14 protein-coding genes are annotated in these 17203 nt (G+C 66.0%); 7 read left to right on the forward strand and 7 right to left on the reverse strand.

Annotated features, from left to right (window positions below; genetic code table 11):
* Positions 1-60: 60 nt before the first annotated feature.
* The gene (locus tag ACWEO2_RS20975; protein WP_452406838.1) at positions 61-3534 is read left to right on the forward strand and encodes a protein kinase domain-containing protein; all 3474 of its coding nucleotides are present in this window, start codon (positions 61-63) and stop codon (positions 3532-3534) included.
* Between the two features lie 20 nt (positions 3535-3554).
* Here the strand turns inward: ACWEO2_RS20975 and ACWEO2_RS20980 are convergent, their stop codons facing one another.
* From ACWEO2_RS20980 to ACWEO2_RS20990, 3 genes are all read right to left on the reverse strand, one after another.
* A complete protein-coding gene (locus tag ACWEO2_RS20980; protein ID WP_452406839.1) occupies positions 3555-5243 on the reverse strand; it encodes a putative bifunctional diguanylate cyclase/phosphodiesterase in 1689 nt (562 codons plus the stop codon).
* A 265-nt stretch (positions 5244-5508) separates the two neighbouring features.
* Positions 5509-6276, reverse strand: coding sequence for an alpha/beta hydrolase family protein (locus ACWEO2_RS20985; protein WP_452406840.1), 768 nt, complete (start codon positions 6274-6276; stop codon positions 5509-5511).
* Positions 6277-6305: 29 nt separating this feature from the next.
* The gene (locus ACWEO2_RS20990; protein ID WP_452406841.1) at positions 6306-6587 is read right to left on the reverse strand and encodes a YggT family protein; all 282 of its coding nucleotides are present in this window, start codon (positions 6585-6587) and stop codon (positions 6306-6308) included.
* Between the two features lie 111 nt (positions 6588-6698).
* Here ACWEO2_RS20990 and ACWEO2_RS20995 point away from each other — a divergent pair, with 111 nt between their 5' ends.
* Positions 6699-7490, forward strand: a complete 792-nt coding sequence (locus ACWEO2_RS20995; RefSeq protein WP_452406842.1) for a transporter substrate-binding domain-containing protein — start codon at positions 6699-6701, stop codon at positions 7488-7490.
* 7 nt (positions 7491-7497) lie between these two features.
* On the opposite strand, the gene ACWEO2_RS21000 is transcribed toward ACWEO2_RS20995, so the two are convergent.
* The gene (locus ACWEO2_RS21000) at positions 7498-8148 is read right to left on the reverse strand and encodes a helix-turn-helix domain-containing protein (RefSeq protein WP_452406843.1); all 651 of its coding nucleotides are present in this window, start codon (positions 8146-8148) and stop codon (positions 7498-7500) included.
* 37 nt (positions 8149-8185) lie between these two features.
* Between ACWEO2_RS21000 and ACWEO2_RS21005 the strand changes: the two genes are divergently transcribed.
* From ACWEO2_RS21005 to ACWEO2_RS21015, 3 genes are all read left to right on the forward strand, one after another.
* Complete coding sequence (locus ACWEO2_RS21005) at positions 8186-9610, forward strand: MFS transporter (RefSeq protein ID WP_452406844.1); 1425 nt, start codon at positions 8186-8188, stop codon at positions 9608-9610.
* A 90-nt stretch (positions 9611-9700) separates the two neighbouring features.
* The gene (locus ACWEO2_RS21010; protein WP_452406845.1) at positions 9701-11431 is read left to right on the forward strand and encodes a DUF3556 domain-containing protein; all 1731 of its coding nucleotides are present in this window, start codon (positions 9701-9703) and stop codon (positions 11429-11431) included.
* Between the two features lie 170 nt (positions 11432-11601).
* Positions 11602-12147 carry a hypothetical protein gene (locus ACWEO2_RS21015; protein ID WP_452406846.1) on the forward strand — a complete coding sequence of 182 codons (546 nt, stop codon included), beginning with the start codon at positions 11602-11604 and terminating at the stop codon, positions 12145-12147.
* A 3-nt stretch (positions 12148-12150) separates the two neighbouring features.
* On the opposite strand, the gene ACWEO2_RS21020 is transcribed toward ACWEO2_RS21015, so the two are convergent.
* Positions 12151-12681, reverse strand: coding sequence for a CGNR zinc finger domain-containing protein (locus tag ACWEO2_RS21020; protein WP_452406847.1), 531 nt, complete (start codon positions 12679-12681; stop codon positions 12151-12153).
* A gap of 38 nt (positions 12682-12719) precedes the next feature.
* Between ACWEO2_RS21020 and ACWEO2_RS21025 the strand changes: the two genes are divergently transcribed.
* A complete protein-coding gene (locus ACWEO2_RS21025; RefSeq protein WP_452406848.1) occupies positions 12720-13673 on the forward strand; it encodes an EamA family transporter in 954 nt (317 codons plus the stop codon).
* Between the two features lie 37 nt (positions 13674-13710).
* On the opposite strand, the gene msrA is transcribed toward ACWEO2_RS21025, so the two are convergent.
* Together msrA and msrB are read right to left on the reverse strand one after the other, a co-directional pair.
* Complete coding sequence (msrA, locus tag ACWEO2_RS21030; RefSeq protein WP_354951254.1) at positions 13711-14226, reverse strand: peptide-methionine (S)-S-oxide reductase MsrA; 516 nt, start codon at positions 14224-14226, stop codon at positions 13711-13713.
* The gene (gene msrB, locus ACWEO2_RS21035; protein WP_452406849.1) at positions 14223-14678 is read right to left on the reverse strand and encodes a peptide-methionine (R)-S-oxide reductase MsrB; all 456 of its coding nucleotides are present in this window, start codon (positions 14676-14678) and stop codon (positions 14223-14225) included. Before msrB ends, msrA begins: the two co-directional genes overlap by 4 nt.
* Before the next feature lie 416 nt (positions 14679-15094).
* On the opposite strand from msrB, the gene ACWEO2_RS21040 reads away from it, so the two are divergent.
* Complete coding sequence (locus ACWEO2_RS21040; protein ID WP_452406850.1) at positions 15095-17131, forward strand: M3 family metallopeptidase; 2037 nt, start codon at positions 15095-15097, stop codon at positions 17129-17131.
* Positions 17132-17203: the final 72 nt, after the last annotated feature.

Raw genomic sequence — 17203 nt, forward strand, 5'->3', positions numbered from 1 at the left:
ACAATCGTGGCGACGGGAATATCCTCGAAGTAACTGGTTGATTGTTGTATCGAGGTCGTCGTGGCGCACATCGATCCGCTTTCCACGCAACGCGACCTGACCTCAGGGTTCGCGGCGGAATTGGACGCTGCCGGGTTCATCGACGCCGTCGAGATCGGACGCGGCGGTTTCGGGGTGGTGTATCGCTGCGCCCAGCCCGCACTCGATCGCACGGTGGCCATCAAGGTGCTCACCGCCGATCTGGAGTCGGAGAATCTCGAACGATTCGTCCGCGAACAACTCGCCATGGGCAAACTTTCCGGACATCCGAATATCGTCAGCGTCTTCGAGGTCGGCTCCACCGCGACCGGACGGCCCTACATCGTGATGCCCTATCACTCGCACGGTTCACTGGACGCCCGCATCCAGGAGCACGGTCCGGTCGGTTGGCAGGCGGCGCTGCATATCGGGGTGAAGATCGCCGGTGCCCTGGAAACCGCGCACCGGCGCGGCATGCTGCACCGCGATGTGAAACCCGGCAATATCCTGCTGACCGAATACGGTGAGCCGCAGTTGGCCGATTTCGGCATTGCCCGGCTGGTCGGTGGCTTCGAGACAACAGCAGGCACCATCACCGGCTCACCCGCCTTCACCGCACCCGAGGTGCTGCAGGGACACGTCCCGGATGTGACCGCCGACATCTACAGCCTGGCCTCGACCCTGTTCTGCGCGAGCACCGGCCACGCGGTCTTCGAACGACGCAGCGGCGAACAATTGGTCGCACAGTTCCTCCGCATCACCAAGCATCCGATTCCGGACCTCGGCGACGCGGGTCTGCCCGCCGATGTGACCGCCGCGATCGAAGGCGCGATGTCCCGCGAGCGCGACGAACGGCCGTCCAGCGCAGCCGATTTCGGTGAACAGCTGCGCGAGATCCAAGAACGGCACGGTCTGCCGCCCGACGAGATGCGGATCCCGCTGCCCGCCGCCGAACCCGTCGGACAACGCCCGACACCCACACCGCCCGCGACCGGTCGCCGCCGCACTTCCGGAATGCGCTCGACCATCACGCCGCCCGTGCCGGCCACGCGATTGCGGCCGCCGGTGGCCAACCGCCCGCTGGTCGACCGGCAGCGGCTCATCGCACTGCTGCAACAGGGACGCAACCGCAGACTCGCGGTCATCCACGGCCCCACCGGATTCGGCAAGACCACCCTCGCCGCGCAATGGTGCCAGGCGCTGAGCGCGGACGACGTGGCGGTCGCCTGGCTGACCGTCGACAATGACGACAACAACGTGGTCTGGTTCCTCTCCCACCTGATCGAAGCGATTCGCGCCGAACGGCCGTCGCTGGCGCGCGAACTCGGCGAACTGCTCGAAGAGCACGGCGACGAATGCGAACGCTATGTGTTGACCTCGCTGATCAACGATATCGACCGGCGCGGTGAACAACTCGTCGTCGTCATCGACGACTGGCACCGCGCCACCGATCCCGCGACCACCCGCGCGCTGCGGTATCTGATCGAAGGCTGTAGTCCGACACTGCATGTGGTGATCACCAGCCGCAGTCGGACGGGGCTGCCGATGAGTTCGATGCGGGCCCGCGACGAGCTGGTCGAAATCGGTCCTGACGCACTGCGTTTCGATGCCGAGGAGGCGTACCTATTCCTGGTGGAGCTGGGCGGGCTGGAGCTGGATCGCGGTGATGTCGAGGATCTCACCGAATCCACCGAGGGCTGGGTCGCGGCACTGCAACTGGCGGCACTGTCGCTGCGCGGCAGCGATGATCCCGGCGAGCTGATCAGCCATCTGACCGGACGCCACCACGCCATCAGCGAATTCCTGGTCGAGAACGTCCTGGACACCCTGGAACCCGGCATGCTCGACTTCATGGTGGCGACCTCGATCACGCCGCGGATCTGCGGTGAACTCGCCTCGGCGCTCACCGGCGTAGTGGATGGGCAGGCCATGCTGGAGCGGATCGAACTCCAGGATCTGTTCCTGCGCAAACTCGATGACGGCAACTGGTTCCGATACCACCACCTGTTCCAGGATTTCCTGCTGCAGCGGCTGGAACGTGATCGGCCCGAACGGATCGTCGAACTGCACCGGGCGGCGTCGCGGTGGTTGGCCGAGCATCGGCATGTCAGCGAGGCGGTCGATCACGCCCTGCTGGCCGAGGATGAGCAGCGGGCCATCGAGATCGTCGAGCGCGACGGTATGTCACTGCTCGAGTACGGGCAGTTCGCCACCCTTATCGGTCTGGTCAACAAACTGCCCGCCAGCATTATCGAAACCCATCCTCGGCTGCAATTGGATCTGGCGTGGGCGAATATCCTGCTGCACCGTGCCGGACCGGCCGCACGCGCACTGCGGCTGGCCGAATCGAATGTGGACAGCGGTGAATTCGACGGGGAAACAACGGCGCGTCTGCGTGCCGAGGCCGGTGTGGTGCATGCGGTGGTGCAGGTGCGCGCGGATGTGCTCGCCGGTGTCGACGATATGCTGGCCGCCAGCTTCTTCCGGGCCGAAGAACTGTCACCGTACGTGGTCGCGATCGGGGCGAATGTCGCGACCTTCGCCGCCGGCTATCGCTACGACTTCGACGAGGCGTTGCGCATTCAGGAGTGGTCCGCGCCGTATATGCGGCAGAACAAGGGTTTCTACAACAACGTCAACGGTTTGTGCTTTCTCGGACTCGCCGCGAGCCTGCAGCTCGATATCACCAGGGCCGAGCAGTACTTCCGCAGGGCGATGAAGGTGGCCAAACAATCCGGCGGAAGTCACTCCTACGGCGCGCGCCTGGCCGGATCCCTGTTGGGCGAATTGCTGTACGAACGTGGGGAAGTCGCGGAGGCGGAACGGTTGCTCGATGAGGGGTACAAACTGGGCCCCGAGGCGGGCGTTGTCGATTTCAAGTTGGCGCGCTACGTCGTCGGGGCCCGCATCAAAGCGTTGCGCGGAGATCGCGCGGCCGCCATTCGCAGGTTGAACGAGGGTGCCCGCGTTGCCCGTTCGATGTCATTGCCGCGATTGGGCGCGGAGGTGGAGAACGAGCGGCTGCGGCTCGGTCTACCGCCGCATCCGGAATTCGGCCCACTGCCCGTCGTCGACTATGGGAATCGCCGCAAGCCGGTGGACCCGATCGACGAATTCACCGTGCTGTACGAGGAATTCACCGCGATCCGGCTGCTGCTCACCGCGGGATCGCCGGAAAAGACCGAACTCGCCTGCATCTGGGCGCGGGAGTGGGTCGACCTGCTCGAATCGGTCGAGCGTCCGAGAGAACTGCTGAAGGCGCGCCGATTGCTGATCGCCTGCCTGGCCGCCGCGGGCCGCACCGATGCGGCCAAGACCCTGCTGGTAACGGTGGCCGCCCAGTGTGCCGAACTCGGGTCGGTCCGCTATCTGCTCGACGGGGGACCATATGTCGTGGCCACGATCGCCGCGGTGCGCGAAGATCAGCTCGCGGACCGCTGGCATCCCGAATGGCCGGACGTACCCGCCGAATTCCTGCTTGCATTGGTCAATGCCGATGCAGCCCAAACGATCTGACGCAAATATCGTCGGCCCGATCACTCGCCCGCGGGGACACTGGTCGCGGCGAGCAGATCGGTGACCTGATGGGCGGGCATCGGGCGGTGGAACAGCCAACCCTGTGCGGTATCGCAGCCGAGTGCGGCGAGCCGGTCGGCCTGGTACCGCGTTTCGACGCATTCGGCGGTCAGGGTGTAGCCGAGGGCGTGGGTGAGTTCGACGATCGATTCAAGTACGAGCAGATCGGTGGCGCCGGGGGATTCCGGGGTGCGGATGCAGCGGATGAACGGGCCGGCGAGTTTGACGACATCGAGTGGGAGTTGGCCGAGGTAGGCGAGATTGGAATAGCCGGTACCGAAATCGTCTATGGCGATACGGATTCCGGCTTCGGCGAGGGTGCGCAATGCCCGCAGCGGCCGACCGGTAGTGTGCATGAACGCCCGCTCGGTCAGTTCGAGTTGTAGCCGATCCGGCGCTGTTCCGGTCTCGGCGATAACCCGCTGCACCCGGTCCAACCAGGTCGGATCGGCCACTTCGGCGGCGGAGACATTGACGCTGACGATCGGCGTGTGCTCGCGAAACCGGCAGTGCCAGTCGCTGCTGTCGCGGCACGCGCGCTCGAGTACCTGCGCGCCCAATGCGCCGATATGGCCGTTGTCCTCGGCGAGGTCGACGAATTGCGCCGGGGTGAGCACGCCCAGTTCGGGATGCCGCCAGCGCACCAGGGCCTCGACCGCCACCATCCGCTGGTCGGCCAGGGCGACGATGGGCTGGTAGTCGACGAAGAGTTCATCGCGCACCAGGGCGGCGGGCATGGCGGCCGAGAGTTCGGCGCGGGTGTGCTCGCGGCGGCCGCGGTCGGCGTCGAAGACCGCGTACCGCCCGCGGCCCGCGGCCTTGGCCCGGTACATCGTGGTGTCGGCGGCCTGCAGGAGTTCATCAGCGCTGCGGTGGTCGGCACGTCCGGCCATTACCCCGACGCTCGCGCTGACGTTCAGGTGGTGGCCGTGGATATCGAATGGGTCGGTGAAGGCGTCGAGCATGGTCTGCGCGACCTCGGCCGTCCGGTCGGATGCGTTGACCTGGGGGACCAGGATGACGAATTCATCGCCGCCCATGCGGGCGACGAGCTGGCCGGGCCGGGCTCGGGCGCGCAGGCGGGCCGCGGCCTGGATGAGCAGTTCGTCGCCGACCGCGTGCCCGAAGGTGTCGTTGACGAGTTTGAAGTGGTCGAGGTCGATATAGCAGAGGCCGAATGCGGCGCTGGGATCGGCGAAGGCGGCGGTGAGCGCGTCGATGAACTTCGTTCGGTTCGGCAGGCCGGTCAGCTGGTCGTGGCTCTCGTGTTCGGCCAGCAGCCAGGCCCGGAGTGCACGGACATACCCGTTCGCGAAGGCCCCGAGCAACTGCGCCAATCGTTCGGCGGCGACGGTGCCCGCGGCGGTGAAATGGGCGCTCAGCACGGCGAGGCTGCGGCCGAGCACCTCATCGCCGACGAAGGGCGACCGAGCCAGCTCGGCCCCGAGTTCGGCGACCCGATCGGTCGGTTCGCCGGGGTCGGCGGCCTTCTCGAACCCCCGGGCCAGCCGGGTCAACAACATACGCGCCTCGGCCGCACTCATCGGCACCACATGATCGCGGGCCCCAGCGCTGAGCGCGGCCGTCCAGCGGGCGGTCAGATCGGCGCTCGGGCCGCCTCCTGAACCGAGCCCGGCTTCCCAACCCATGGAGCCCGATCTTACCGGCCGGGGAGCACGCGTGAAGCCCGGCGGTGCGCCTATGGCCGGTATCCGATGTCGGCGAATCGCTGGTGCGGGGCGACCGAAATATGGTCGGTACGAGAGGTTTTCATGACCAGACCGAGTTGGGCTCCTGAGCGTATCGATCTGGATCGGCCGAGCGCGTCCGCCGCTGTGGCGGCCGGACAATCCCTCCGATATCGATTCCGCGCCCGAACAATCCGGCGCCTACGGTGGTGTCGCCCGCAAGAACTCAGTCGAGGCAGCGCCGTAGCGCAGCAACCACGAAAGGCCATGCGACGGACGCGGGATCGATGAGCTCGAAGTGTCCGGTATCCGGCAGCTCGACGAGTTCCGCACCGGATTTCGCGCAGTATTCTCGGGCCATCTCGATCGGCAGGCGCTGGTCCTTATCACCGTGTACGACGACGACCGGGACGTCAGCGGTGCCGAGCAGCGCGGGATCGGTCGCGGCGTAACGCTCGGGCAATTCGTCGGGGCCGCCACCGAGCAATTCGGCCACCGCGCCTTCGCCATTGGCGCGGTGATAGGCGTCGACCAGGTTCGCCGCCGGGGCCAAGGCGACGACACCGGCGACTCGTGGTGCCGTCTCGGTGCGCCAGCTCGCGTCGGTCGGCAGGTGATGGCGCAATGCCGCCCAGAGGGCCAGGTGGCCGCCTGCCGAATGTCCGACGTACGCAATGCGGTCCTGGTCGATTCGGCCCGGACGGGCGTCTTCGATCAACGTGGGCAGTACATCGAGCGCCCGCGCCGCATCGTCGAATGTGCCCGGCCATCCGCCGCCGTTGCCGACCCGCCGGTACTCGATACTCGCGACCGCATATCCGAGCGCGGCGAGCGCCTGTGCCTCCGGGCGGGCATGCGTGCGGTCGATCGCCGCGCGCCAGAATCCGCCGTGCAGGACGAATACCAGGGGTGTCGGATCGTTCGTTGCGGGCAGGTACAGGTCGGCCACCTGGTCGGGGTGGGAGCCGTAGGCGATGGTGGTGTCGGTGGTCATCAGTCCATCAAACGCCTCGGCGGCCGGTGCTACAGGCTGAAGGCGATGGCGCGCAGGATGAGCACGACAATGAAGACCACGGTGAAGGCCAGGTCGATCGATAGCCCGCCCATGCGGATCGGCCGCAGATACCGGCGGACCGGCGCGATCACCGGTTCGGTCCAGGTGTGGGTCAGGTCGCGGGCGCGGTTCACCCAGCTGGGGTGGTTCCCATCGGCCAGCACCCCGATCCAATCGAATACCAGCCGGGCGAGTAGCAGCAGGATGAATAGCGTCAGGGCTAACCCGAGCAAAGTTCCGATAAAGTGCATGTCGAACTCCTTCGTGGGTGGCCTGCTACCAGTATCAACGTGCGAGACCGACTGGGAAGTGTCCCATTCGTCGGGTTCTCAGCCGACTATCAGGTCGGTTAGCCTGTCTCGATGCGCCGACCGCTCCGATATCTGCCGATAGCCGTCCTGTTGACCGTGAGCTGGCTGCTCGCCACCGGGCCCATCGCGACGGCGCAGGAGGTGTCCCGGTTGTTCACCGTGCAGCAGTCGGGCGTGTTGCGGGTGTGCACAACCGGCGACTACCCGCCCTACACCCTGCGCGAAGAGGACGGCACCTACCGCGGCGTCGACATCGCACTCGCGACCGACCTCGCCGCCACCCTTCATGTTGTCCCACAATGGATTTCGACGACCTGGTCCACCCTGACCGACGATTTCCTCGCGCAGTGCGATATCGCCGTCGGCGGCATCTCCGATACCGCGGCCCGCCGTCGCGTCGCCGACTTCTCCATCGCCACATCCATCGACGGCAAGACCCCGGTCACCCGGCGCGCCGATGCCGATTCCTACGCGACCATCGAGCAGATCAACCGTCCCGAGGTTCGGGTGATCGTCAATCGCGGCGGCACCAACGAAGCCTTCGCCCGCGCCAATTTTCCCGCGGCTCAACTCACCATCTGGCCCGATAACCTCACCATTTACGACCAGATCGAACAGCGCAACGCCGATGTATTCGTCACCGATTCGGTCGAGGGCCGCTATCGCCAACGTACCCACCCCACCCTCCAAGTCCTGCACCCGGACGCCCCCTTCGACTCGGCCCCGACGGCGTACCTCCTGCCGCAGGGCGACACCCTCTTCAACGCCGTCGTCAACACCTGGCTCGAGTCCGAAATCCGCAGTGGCAGAAGCAATCAGCTGCTGACCGACTGGATCGGCTGATACCGGGCTAGGTGTGCGCCGGCAGCACCGGCCCGTTGGCACGCACGCGCAGCTTCTCACCCTGCGGTCCGAAGAGATGCAGGATCTCGACCGTCCGGTTATCGGCGGGACCGAACCAGTGCGGCTCGTTGGTGTCGAACTCGGCGACCTCACCTGGGCGCAGCACAATGTCGCTGTCGCCGAGGATCAGCCGTAGCTCGCCCGCGAGCACATAGAGCCATTCGTATCCGGCATGGGTGACGAGCTTCGGTGGTCGCGGTGCAATGACCTGTTTGAAGACCTGCAGGCGGCCGGGATATTGGGTCAGCGGCACGACAATGCTGCCGCTGCGGCGATGTCGGCGCGGCGCTAGATGGACGCGCGGATCGCCGGTGGCCGGTGCGGCGATGAGCTGGTCGAGTGCGACGCGGTGTGCCTTGGCGAGTGGCAGCAGTAGCTCTAGGGTTGGGCGTCGCTTGCCGGATTCGAGGCGAGACAGCGCGGTCACCGAAATGCCGGTCACGGCGGACAGGGCCTCGAGAGTCATGCCGCGATCCCGGCGCAGCGTGCGCAGCCGCGGGCCAATGGCGTCGAGTAGCTGAGCCAGGTCATCATCCACTCGACCATTTTGCGGTTTCCGCAAATTAACTGCCAGTTCGACGATTGCTGCCGGGATCATCGGGTGCCCGATTCCGAATCGTCGACCGGAGATGACCATGCCTGTGAACGCCCCACGCCCGCCCATCAGTGCACGCAGGCGCTGGACCGTGCTGGCCGTATGCTGCCTGAGCCTGTTCCTGGTCGGGCTCGATACGACAATCGTCAATATCGCGCTGCCCTCGATCGGATCCGGATTACGCGTGGGGACACGCGATCTGGAGTGGACGGTGGACGCCTACACCCTCGTGCTGGCGGGTCTGCTGATCTCCTCGGGGGCGATCGCCGATCGTTTCGGACGGCGACGAGTGTTCCAATGTGGACTGGTCGTCTTCGGCGTGGCCTCGGTTGCGTGCGCGGTGGCACCGTCCATCGGTGTGCTGATCGCGGCCCGTGTTGTCCAGGGCATCGGTGGTTCGATGCTCAGCCCGGTGGCGCTCGCGATCGTGATCAATGCGATCACCGAGCCCAAGGAGCGGGCGCGGGCGATCGGGGTGTGGGCGGCGATCTTCGGCCTGAGCATGGCCGTCGGGCCCACGCTGGGTGGTGTGCTCATCGCGGCTCTCGGTTGGCGATCCGTATTCTGGATCAGTGTGCCGGTCGTCCTGGTGGCCCTGGTGCTGACCGCGGTATTCGTGCCGGAATCTCGTGCGGTGCAAGCGCGTCGGCTCGACGGTCCCGGCCAGGTGCTGCTGATCACCGTTGTCGGCGGGTCGGTGGCGGTGCTGATCGAGGGGCCGCGGCTCGGGTGGGGGTCCGGTGCGGCGTTGGTTGGTTATAGCTGCGTGGTGGCGGCGACGGTCGGTTTCGTGTGGTTCGAGTCGCGGCGGGACGAGCCGCTGATGGATCTGCACCTGTTTCAGCGGGTTCAGTTCACTGCGGCTGTCGTCGGCGCGGTGGTGCTGTTCGTCGCATTCAGCGCGACGTTGCTGCTGAATACCCTCTATCTGCAGCATGCGCGAGGCATGAGCGCGGTCGCGGCCGGTGTGGTCACCTTGCCACTGGCAGTGGCCGCCACCGTCTGCGCGCCGCTGTCGGGAGTTCTGGTCGGGCGGGTCGGTCCGCGGCTGCCGCTGCTGTTGGCGGGCGGCTTCATCACCGTCGGTGGTCTCTGCCTGGTACGCCTCGATGACCACACCGGTCTTGCCTTGCTACTGCTGGCCTACTTCCTGATCGGTGTCGGCTTCGGCTTCGCGAACGCGCCGATCACCAACACCGCGGTGAGCGGTCTGCCCGCCGACCGGGCGGGTGTGGCGGGTGGGATCACCTCCTCCGCAAGGCAATTCGGTGCGGCACTCGGAATCGCCATCGCCGGCGGCATTGTCACCGGCGCGGCGGATAGCGCACTTGCGCACGCGTCTCGACCGGGATGGATTGTTGTCGCGGTGTGTGGGCTGCTCGTCGTTGGTGTCGGGAGAGTGTCTGCTCAGCGCGCCCCTGTGCGAACGCCGCGGAGGGTCTCGGTCGCCGGGACACCCGATTGACAGCACCAGGTCGAGCTGCCAACGTATCGAAGGACATCGGGGTCCTGATTCGGCTTGGTGCCTCGGTATCGGCGAATCGGAGAGTGCTTGATGGGGTTTTTCCAACCCGACCTGCCCGTGGTCGATATGGCGGAGTGGAGCAAGGGCGCTCGCAGCGAGCGGATCCGCCCGATGGCCCGGCACTGGGCCGAGGTGGGGTTCGGCACGCCCGTCGTGCTGCACCTGTTCTACGTCGGCAAGATCTGTCTCTATATCCTCGGTGGCTGGCTGATCGCCCTGTGCACCAAGGGGATCGATGGATTCACCGGCGTCGGTGACTGGTGGTCCGAGCCGATCGTCTTCGAAAAGGTGGTGCTGTACACGCTGCTGTTCGAGGTGGTCGGGCTCGGTTGCGGCTTCGGTCCGCTGAACAATAGGTACTTTCCGCCGCTGGGATCGATACTGTATTGGTTGCGGCCCAGGACCATTCGGCTTCCGCCGTGGCCGTCGGTGGTTCCGCTGACCAAGGGGACCGGCCGCACTCCGGTGGATATCGTGCTCTACGCGGCATTGCTGGTGATGACCGCGGTCGCATTGTTCTCCGATGGCACCGGTCCGGTAGCGGAGTTGGATACGGCCGTCGGACTGCTGCCGGTGTGGCAGATCGCGGCGATTCTCGGTCTGTTGGCAGTGATCGGGCTGCGCGATAAGGTGATTTTCCTGGCGGCGCGGGGCGAGGTCTATGCGACGATGGCGGTCACCTTTCTCTTCGCCGCCGATATGGTCGTCGCGGCGAAGTTGGTCTTCGTGGTGATCTGGATGGGTGCGGCGACCTCGAAGCTGAACAAGCACTTTCCGTTCGTGGTCTCCACCATGATGTCGAACAGTCCGGTATTCCGGCGAAAGTCCCTCAAGCGCAAGTTCTTCGAGAAATTTCCCGATGACCTGCGGCCCGGACGCTTGTCGCGCATCTTCGCCCACGGCGGCACGGCCGTCGAGATGGGCATTCCGTTGGTGCTGTTCTTCTCCCATGGTGGCTGGTTGACCGCGGTCGCCGCAATCGTGATGGTGTGCTTCCACCTGACGATCCTGACGGCGATTCCGATGGGTGTGCCGCTGGAGTGGAATGTCTTCATGATCTTCGGCGTGCTGGTGTTATTCGTTGCGCACGCGGATCTCGGTCTCGGCAGTCTGCAGCACCCGGTGCCGGTGCTGCTGCTGTTCCTCGTGATCGCTGGCATCGTGATCGCCGGAAACCTTTTCCCGCACCAGATTTCGTTCCTGCCCGGTATGCGGTACTACGCGGGCAACTGGGACACCACGATGTGGTGCATCAAACCCTCGGCCGCCGAGAAGATCAACAAGGGCATTGTCGCGATCGCCAGCATGCCGCAGGCCCAATTGGAACGGTTCTACGGCAAGGACCGAGCGGCGATCCCGATATTCATGGGCTACGCCTTCCGTGCCATGAACACCCACGGCCGAGCCCTGTTCACCCTGGTCCACCGCGCCATGCCAGCGGGCCGCGAGGACGAATACACCATCACCGACGGCGAACGCATCTGCAGCACCGCGGTCGGCTGGAACTTCGGCGACGGCCACATGCACAACGAACAACTCATCGCCGCCATGCACGAACGCTGCCACTTCGCCCCCGGTGAAGTCCGCGTTGTCCTCCTCGACGCCCAACCCATCCACAAACAAACCCAGTCCTACCGCCTCGTCGACGCCGCCACCGGCGAATTCGAGCGCGGCACAGTGCATGTTGCCGATATGGTGACCCGCCAACCCTGGGCCGACGACGTCCCCGTCCACGTCCTGAAGGGCTCCGCCGAGCCGTGAGCCGCGGCACGGCCGGGCACCTTCGATGGGTGGCGTCGGTGCGTCGCGCTCGCATATCCGCGACTGGGCGGTGACACGATTGGCGCCGGTCCGTGGCACGGTGGGCGGCGCATATATGTTCGTAGGTGCCGGTCGACGAGAGAGGGCGAGGTGCGATGCACTGGGATCAGATGAGTGCCACGCCCGATGATCTGCTCGAGCGGGCGACGCGGGGGCGGCGCAGTGTCGGGCAGCTCGGGGTGCTCGCGTCGATTATCGAGGCGGCGGACGGTCCGTGGCTCGGTGCGCTGGATGCCGATGGGCGGGGTGCGGCGGAGCTGCGGATGCATCTGGCCGGGCGATATCGGCTCACGGCGGTGGTGACCAGTGCCGGGAAGTTCGACCTCGTGCAGCTGAACTCCGCGCAGGGCGGGGAGCGGGTGCTTTCGTCGAAGCCTTCGGTCCGCCGCGGTTGGGATTCCGATGAGCCCATGCCGAAGCAGCCCCAGTGGCTCGATTATGTCGTGGAATGGGTCGGGATCGCGAGTTCGGAGGTCGACCGTCGCGCGGTCGTGGAGTGGCGGCTGCAGGGTGCCGACCGGAAGTTGGCGGCGATGCACGATACGGTCGAGAATCTGCGCGCCAGCCTGCGGGAACGCGAACAGCTGCGCGATGAACTGGCCGCCGAGGTCGCGGCATTGCGCACCGAGCTGGAAGCTCTGACCAGGGGTGAATGAGCGTCATTTCTTCCTGGCGCGATAGGCGGCGACGGCATTGCGGTTGCCGCATGCGGTGCTGCAGTAGCGACGGGATCGGTTGCGCGACAGGTCCAGCACGATGCCGTCGCAGTCGTCATCGGCGCAGCGGGACAGGCGGCTGAGCTCGTCGGAGCGGATCAAATCGATCATGGCCATCGCGGTCTCGACGGCAATGCGGACCGGCAGCGCGGCCTGCGGGGGCACCGCATGGATGTGGTAGTCGACATCGCCGTGCCGGACCAGCTGCGGCAGGGCTCGATGCTGCGCCAGGGTCTCGTTGATCAGCCGCACCGTCGTATCGCGATCGCTGGTCAGCATTCGGCGTAGGGGCGCGCGAATGGCGCGGACCGCAGCCAGCTCCGCGGCATCGCCGGAGTGCATGCCGGTGTAGGCGTGTTTGCCGAAAAACTCGGCGAGCTGGTCGATTTCGGTCAGCGTATCCGGTGCCTCCGCCGAATTCACCAGCTCGACCGCGGCGACCAGCGCCGCTTCGGTGTCATGAGCAAAGACCATGTTGACATATTACGCGACCGATCTTAGCGTCATTAGCCATGGCGACGATGACTCATGACAAGGCCGGGCGGCGGCTGAGATCCGGACTGATTCTCGCGGTGCTGTCCGCATCCTCGTTCGGGCTGTCCGGACCGCTGGCCCGGGGCTTGATGAACGCGGGCTGGAGTTCGGCGGCGGTGGTGGCGGTGCGGGTGCTGGTCGCCGCCGCGGTACTGTTGCCGTTCGCGGTGCTGCGGCTGCGCGGTGACTGGGAGCTGTTGCGCCGCAATGCATCCCTGATCGTCGCGTACGGCATGCTCGCCGTGGCCGGTACCCAGCTGGCCTATTTCAATGCCGTGGCGCGTATGCAGGTCGGGGTGGCACTGCTCATCGAATACACCGCGCCGGTTGCGGTGGTGGGCTGGCTGTGGTTGCGTCATCGCCAACGTCCCGGTACCACAACGGTTTTCGGCGCACTGCTGGGGATGATCGGCCTGGTGCTCGTTATCGATCTGCGCTCGGGGCTGAGTGCCAGTGGGGTGGGCGTCGTGTGGGCGCTGGCCGCGATGGTCGGGGCCGCTGCCTATTTCGTGCTCTCCGCTCATGGCGATGGCACGCTACCGGGCACGGTGCTCGCGGCCGGTGGTCTGCTCGTCGGTGGACTCGCCCTGTTGGCGGCGGGCGCGGTCGGCATCGTCCCCCTGCACGCCAGCACCGATCCCGTTGTCTTCCAAGACTTCACCGTCTCGTGGTGGCTTCCGGTGCTGGCGCTGGGCACGGTGACCGCCGCCGTCGCCTATGTCACCGGAATCGCCGCCACCCGCCTGCTCGGCTCTCGCCTTGCCTCGTTCGTCGCCCTGTTCGAAGTCCTCGCCGCGCTGGCCTTCGCCTGGACCTTGCTCGGCGAGGCTCCTCGTCCTGTCCAGTTGCTGGGCGGTGCGCTCATCCTCATCGGAGTCGTCATCGTCCGCCAGGGGGAGACCGATCCCGATACCGCGGTAATCGATAGGTGAACGCCCCCGGCGGGCATCCGCCGAGGGCGATACGGAACTACTGAGCGGCGCTCTGGCGCTTCGGCAGCTTCCAACCCGCCCGCGGGAAGTGGCAGGTGTAGCCGTCCGGGTAGCGCTCCAGGTAATCCTGGTGCTCCGGCTCGGCCTCCCAGAACGCACTTGCCGGGGTTACCTCGGTGACCACCGGGCCCGGCCACAGCCCCGATACGTCGACATCGGCGATGGTGTCCAGCGCGATCCGCTTCTGCTCGTCATCGAGGTAGAAGATCGCCGAACGGTAGCTGGTACCGATATCGTTGCCCTGGCGGTCCTTCGTCGTCGGATCGTGGATCTGGAAGAAGAACTCCAGCAGCGCCCGGTAGTCGGTCAGTGCCGGGTCGTAGACGATTTCGATGGCCTCGGCATGCCCCGGGTGATTGCGATAGGTCGGGCGATCGTTGCGCCCGCCGGTGTAGCCGACGCGCGTCGACAGCACTCCCGGCTGCCTACGAATCAGATCCTGCATGCCCCAGAAGCATCCGCCCGCGAGAATCGCCTTCCGCGTGTCGCTCACGCGTCCTCCTTCGTGAAAAGAGTTCGGTACTGCCCATAACCTTCCGCCTCGAGATCGTCGAGGTGGATGAACCGCAGCGCTGCCGAATTGATGCAGTAGCGCAGCCCGCCCGCCGCACGCGGCCCATCGGTGAACACATGCCCGAGATGGCTGTCACCGTGCGCCGAACGCACCTCGGTGCGGATCATCAGATGACTGAGGTCCCGCTTCTCGAGCACATTCTCGGCATCGATCGGCTTGGTGAAACTCGGCCACCCGCTGCCACTGTCGAACTTGTCGACCGAGGCGAACAACGGCTCGCCGGACACCACATCCACGTAGATACCCGGCTCGTGATTGTCCCAGTATTCGCCGGTGAATGCCCGCTCGGTCCCGTTCGCCTGCGTGACCTGGTACTGCTCAGGCGACAGCGCGGCGATCGCCGCAGGATTCCGGTTGTATTCCCGTGCCACATGACCTCCTCATATCGGCCCCACGTACAACCGGCGTCGAGGCTCGGAAAGTCCCCGCCCGGCCGCGCGTCACACTTTGGTCATAAATCCGGCCGTGACCGGTTCGAACTGCCATTTGCGCAGCTCTGATCATCGTTCCATTATCGCCGGAGGTGCGGTGCGAGCCGACCGATCCTGTTCTCGGGCCGGGTGGCGGCTGTATCGGGCAGCGTTGCCGACACAGCCGACACGACGCGCTGGTCTTTGCCACCGCAGCCGAACATTCGGGAATCGGCCTGATCGCGCGCCGTGGCCGAGTGGCCTCGCAATGGTTCGGAGGCGTGCGGGAGTGGCGGCGGGCGGCACCGAAGGGTGGCACACCCCGATTCGGCGTAAACGGCTGCCGCCGGCACGCGGCTGCGGCATAGGGTTCACTCATGACGAGCAACCCGTTCTTCGAGCGCAGTGCGCTGCCGTATGAACTGCCGACGTTCGCCGAGATCGGTGAGCAGCACTATCTGCCCGCGTTCGAACGGGGGATGGCGGAGCAATTGGCCGAGGTGGCCGCCGTCATCTCGGTCGATGCGGCGCCGACATTCGCGAATACGATTGTGGCACTGGAACGTTCGGGGGCAGTGCTGACTCGGGTGTCCAATGTGTTCTTCAATATCGTCGGCTCCGATTCCACGGCAGGGACCGATGCGATCGAGGCCGAGGTGTCGCCGCGCTTGGCGGCGCATTGGGATGCGATCTATCTCGACCTCGCGCTCTTCGGGCGCGTCGATGACCTCTATCAACGCAAGGATGAGCTGGAACTGGATCCCGAACAGGCGCGGCTGTTGGAGCGATACCACGTTCGGTTCGTGCGGGCGGGGGCCCGCCTGGATGCGGCGGGACAGGCGCGGCTGCGTGAGCTGAATGCGGAACTAGCCACGGCGGCAACAGAATTCGGTCAGCACGTGCTGACGGCCACCAATGATGCGACGGTGTTGGTCGAGCGGGCCGAGGAGCTGGCGGGGCTGGGACCGGCGGCGGTCGCGGCGGCTGCCGAAAATGCGCGGTCGCTGGGGCAGGACGGAGTGTGGGCGCTGCGTCTGCAGAACGTTTCCAATCAACCCGTTTTGGCCGAGTTGGCCGATCGGGAGGTGCGGCGGCGGGTGATGGCGGCTTCGCTGGGGCGTGGGCTGGACGACAACGGCCCGCTCGCGGTGCGGATGGCGGCGCTGCGGGCCGAGCGGGCGGCGTTGCTCGGGTATTCCGATCACGCGGCGTATGTGGTGGCGGATCAGACCGCGAAAACCGCTGCGGCGGTGGAGGAGATGCTGGGGCGTTTGGTGTCGCCCGCGGTGGCCAATGCCGAGCGGGAGGCGGCCGAACTCGCGGAGACGATGCGGGCCAGCGGCGACGATGGTGAGCTCGAATCCTGGGATTGGCAGTTCTGGTCGGAAAAGGTTCGGGCCGAGCGGTTTTCGGTGGACGGGGAGGCATTGCGTCCCTATTTCGAGCTCGAGCGGGTCCTGCGCGATGGCGTATTCTTCGCCGCCGAGCAGGTGTACGGGATCACCTTGCGTGAGCGTGCGGATCTGGTCGGGTACCACCCGGAGGTCCGGATCTTCGAGGTGTTCGATGCGGACGGCACCGCACTCGGGCTGTTCCTCGCCGACTTCTTCGCGCGCCCGTCCAAGCGCGGTGGGGCATGGATGAACGAATTGGTCAGTCAGTCAAGGCTTTTGGGGACGCAGCCGGTGGTGGTCAACAACCTCAATATCGTCAAGCCACCCGCGGGTGAACCCGCGCTGCTCACCTGGGACAACGTCCGGACGCTCTTCCATGAGTTCGGGCATGCGCTGCACGGCCTGTTCTCGAATGTGCGATACCCGTTCTTCGCCGGAACCGCAGTGCCGCGAGATTTCGTCGAATTCCCCTCGCAGGTGAACGAGATGTGGATGTCGCGACCGGAGGTGCTGGCCAACTACGCCAGGCATATCGAAACCGGCGAACCGATGCCCGCCGAACTCGTCGAACGCATGGAGGCCGCGGAGCGATTCGGCAAGGGCTTCAAAACCGTCGAATACCTCGGCGCGACGCTGCTGGACTGGGCCTGGCACCGCATACCCGCACCCGAGGCACTGGCCGGGACCGACGCCGAGACCTTCGAGGAGCAGGCACTGCGCAAGGCAGGGCTGGCCATCGATGCGATTCCACCGCGATACCGCACCGGCTACTTCCAGCACATCTTCTCCGGCGGCTACGCCGCGGGCTACTACTCATATATCTGGAGCGAGGTCCTCGACGCTGACACCGTCGAATGGTTCAACGAAGGCGATGCATCGATCCGCGAGAAGGGCGAACTGTTCCGCCGCGAACTGCTCTCCCGCGGCGGCTCGGTGGACCCCATCGAGGCCTTCGAATCCTTCCGCGGCCGCACCCCGGAAATCGCCCCTCTCCTCATCCGCCGCGGCCTGCTCAACTGACGCCACCAGGCGAATTTCGACGCGGCGTGCGCAATCCTGGCGCTGGAACCGGCTGTGCTGCAGTCGGTTCCA

The sequence above is a fragment of the Nocardia sp. NPDC004278 genome, from assembly GCF_053602975.1.

Bases quoted from the DNA above. Each gene is read 5' to 3' on its own strand.
- ACWEO2_RS21010 (WP_452406845.1), top strand. From the start codon at position 9,701: ATGGGGTTTTTCCAACCCGACCTGCCCGTGGTCGATATGGCGGAGTGG.
- ACWEO2_RS21025 (WP_452406848.1), top strand. From the start codon at position 12,720: ATGGCGACGATGACTCATGACAAGGCCGGGCGGCGGCTGAGATCCGGA.
- ACWEO2_RS20995 (WP_452406842.1), top strand. From the start codon at position 6,699: ATGCGCCGACCGCTCCGATATCTGCCGATAGCCGTCCTGTTGACCGTG.
- ACWEO2_RS21040 (WP_452406850.1), top strand. From the start codon at position 15,095: ATGACGAGCAACCCGTTCTTCGAGCGCAGTGCGCTGCCGTATGAACTG.
- ACWEO2_RS20985 (WP_452406840.1), bottom strand. From the start codon at position 6,276: ATGACCACCGACACCACCATCGCCTACGGCTCCCACCCCGACCAGGTG.
- ACWEO2_RS21000 (WP_452406843.1), bottom strand. From the start codon at position 8,148: ATGATCCCGGCAGCAATCGTCGAACTGGCAGTTAATTTGCGGAAACCG.
- ACWEO2_RS21015 (WP_452406846.1), top strand. From the start codon at position 11,602: ATGAGTGCCACGCCCGATGATCTGCTCGAGCGGGCGACGCGGGGGCGG.
- ACWEO2_RS20990 (WP_452406841.1), bottom strand. From the start codon at position 6,587: ATGCACTTTATCGGAACTTTGCTCGGGTTAGCCCTGACGCTATTCATC.
- ACWEO2_RS20980 (WP_452406839.1), bottom strand. From the start codon at position 5,243: ATGGGTTGGGAAGCCGGGCTCGGTTCAGGAGGCGGCCCGAGCGCCGAT.
- ACWEO2_RS21005 (WP_452406844.1), top strand. From the start codon at position 8,186: ATGCCTGTGAACGCCCCACGCCCGCCCATCAGTGCACGCAGGCGCTGG.
- ACWEO2_RS21020 (WP_452406847.1), bottom strand. From the start codon at position 12,681: ATGGTCTTTGCTCATGACACCGAAGCGGCGCTGGTCGCCGCGGTCGAG.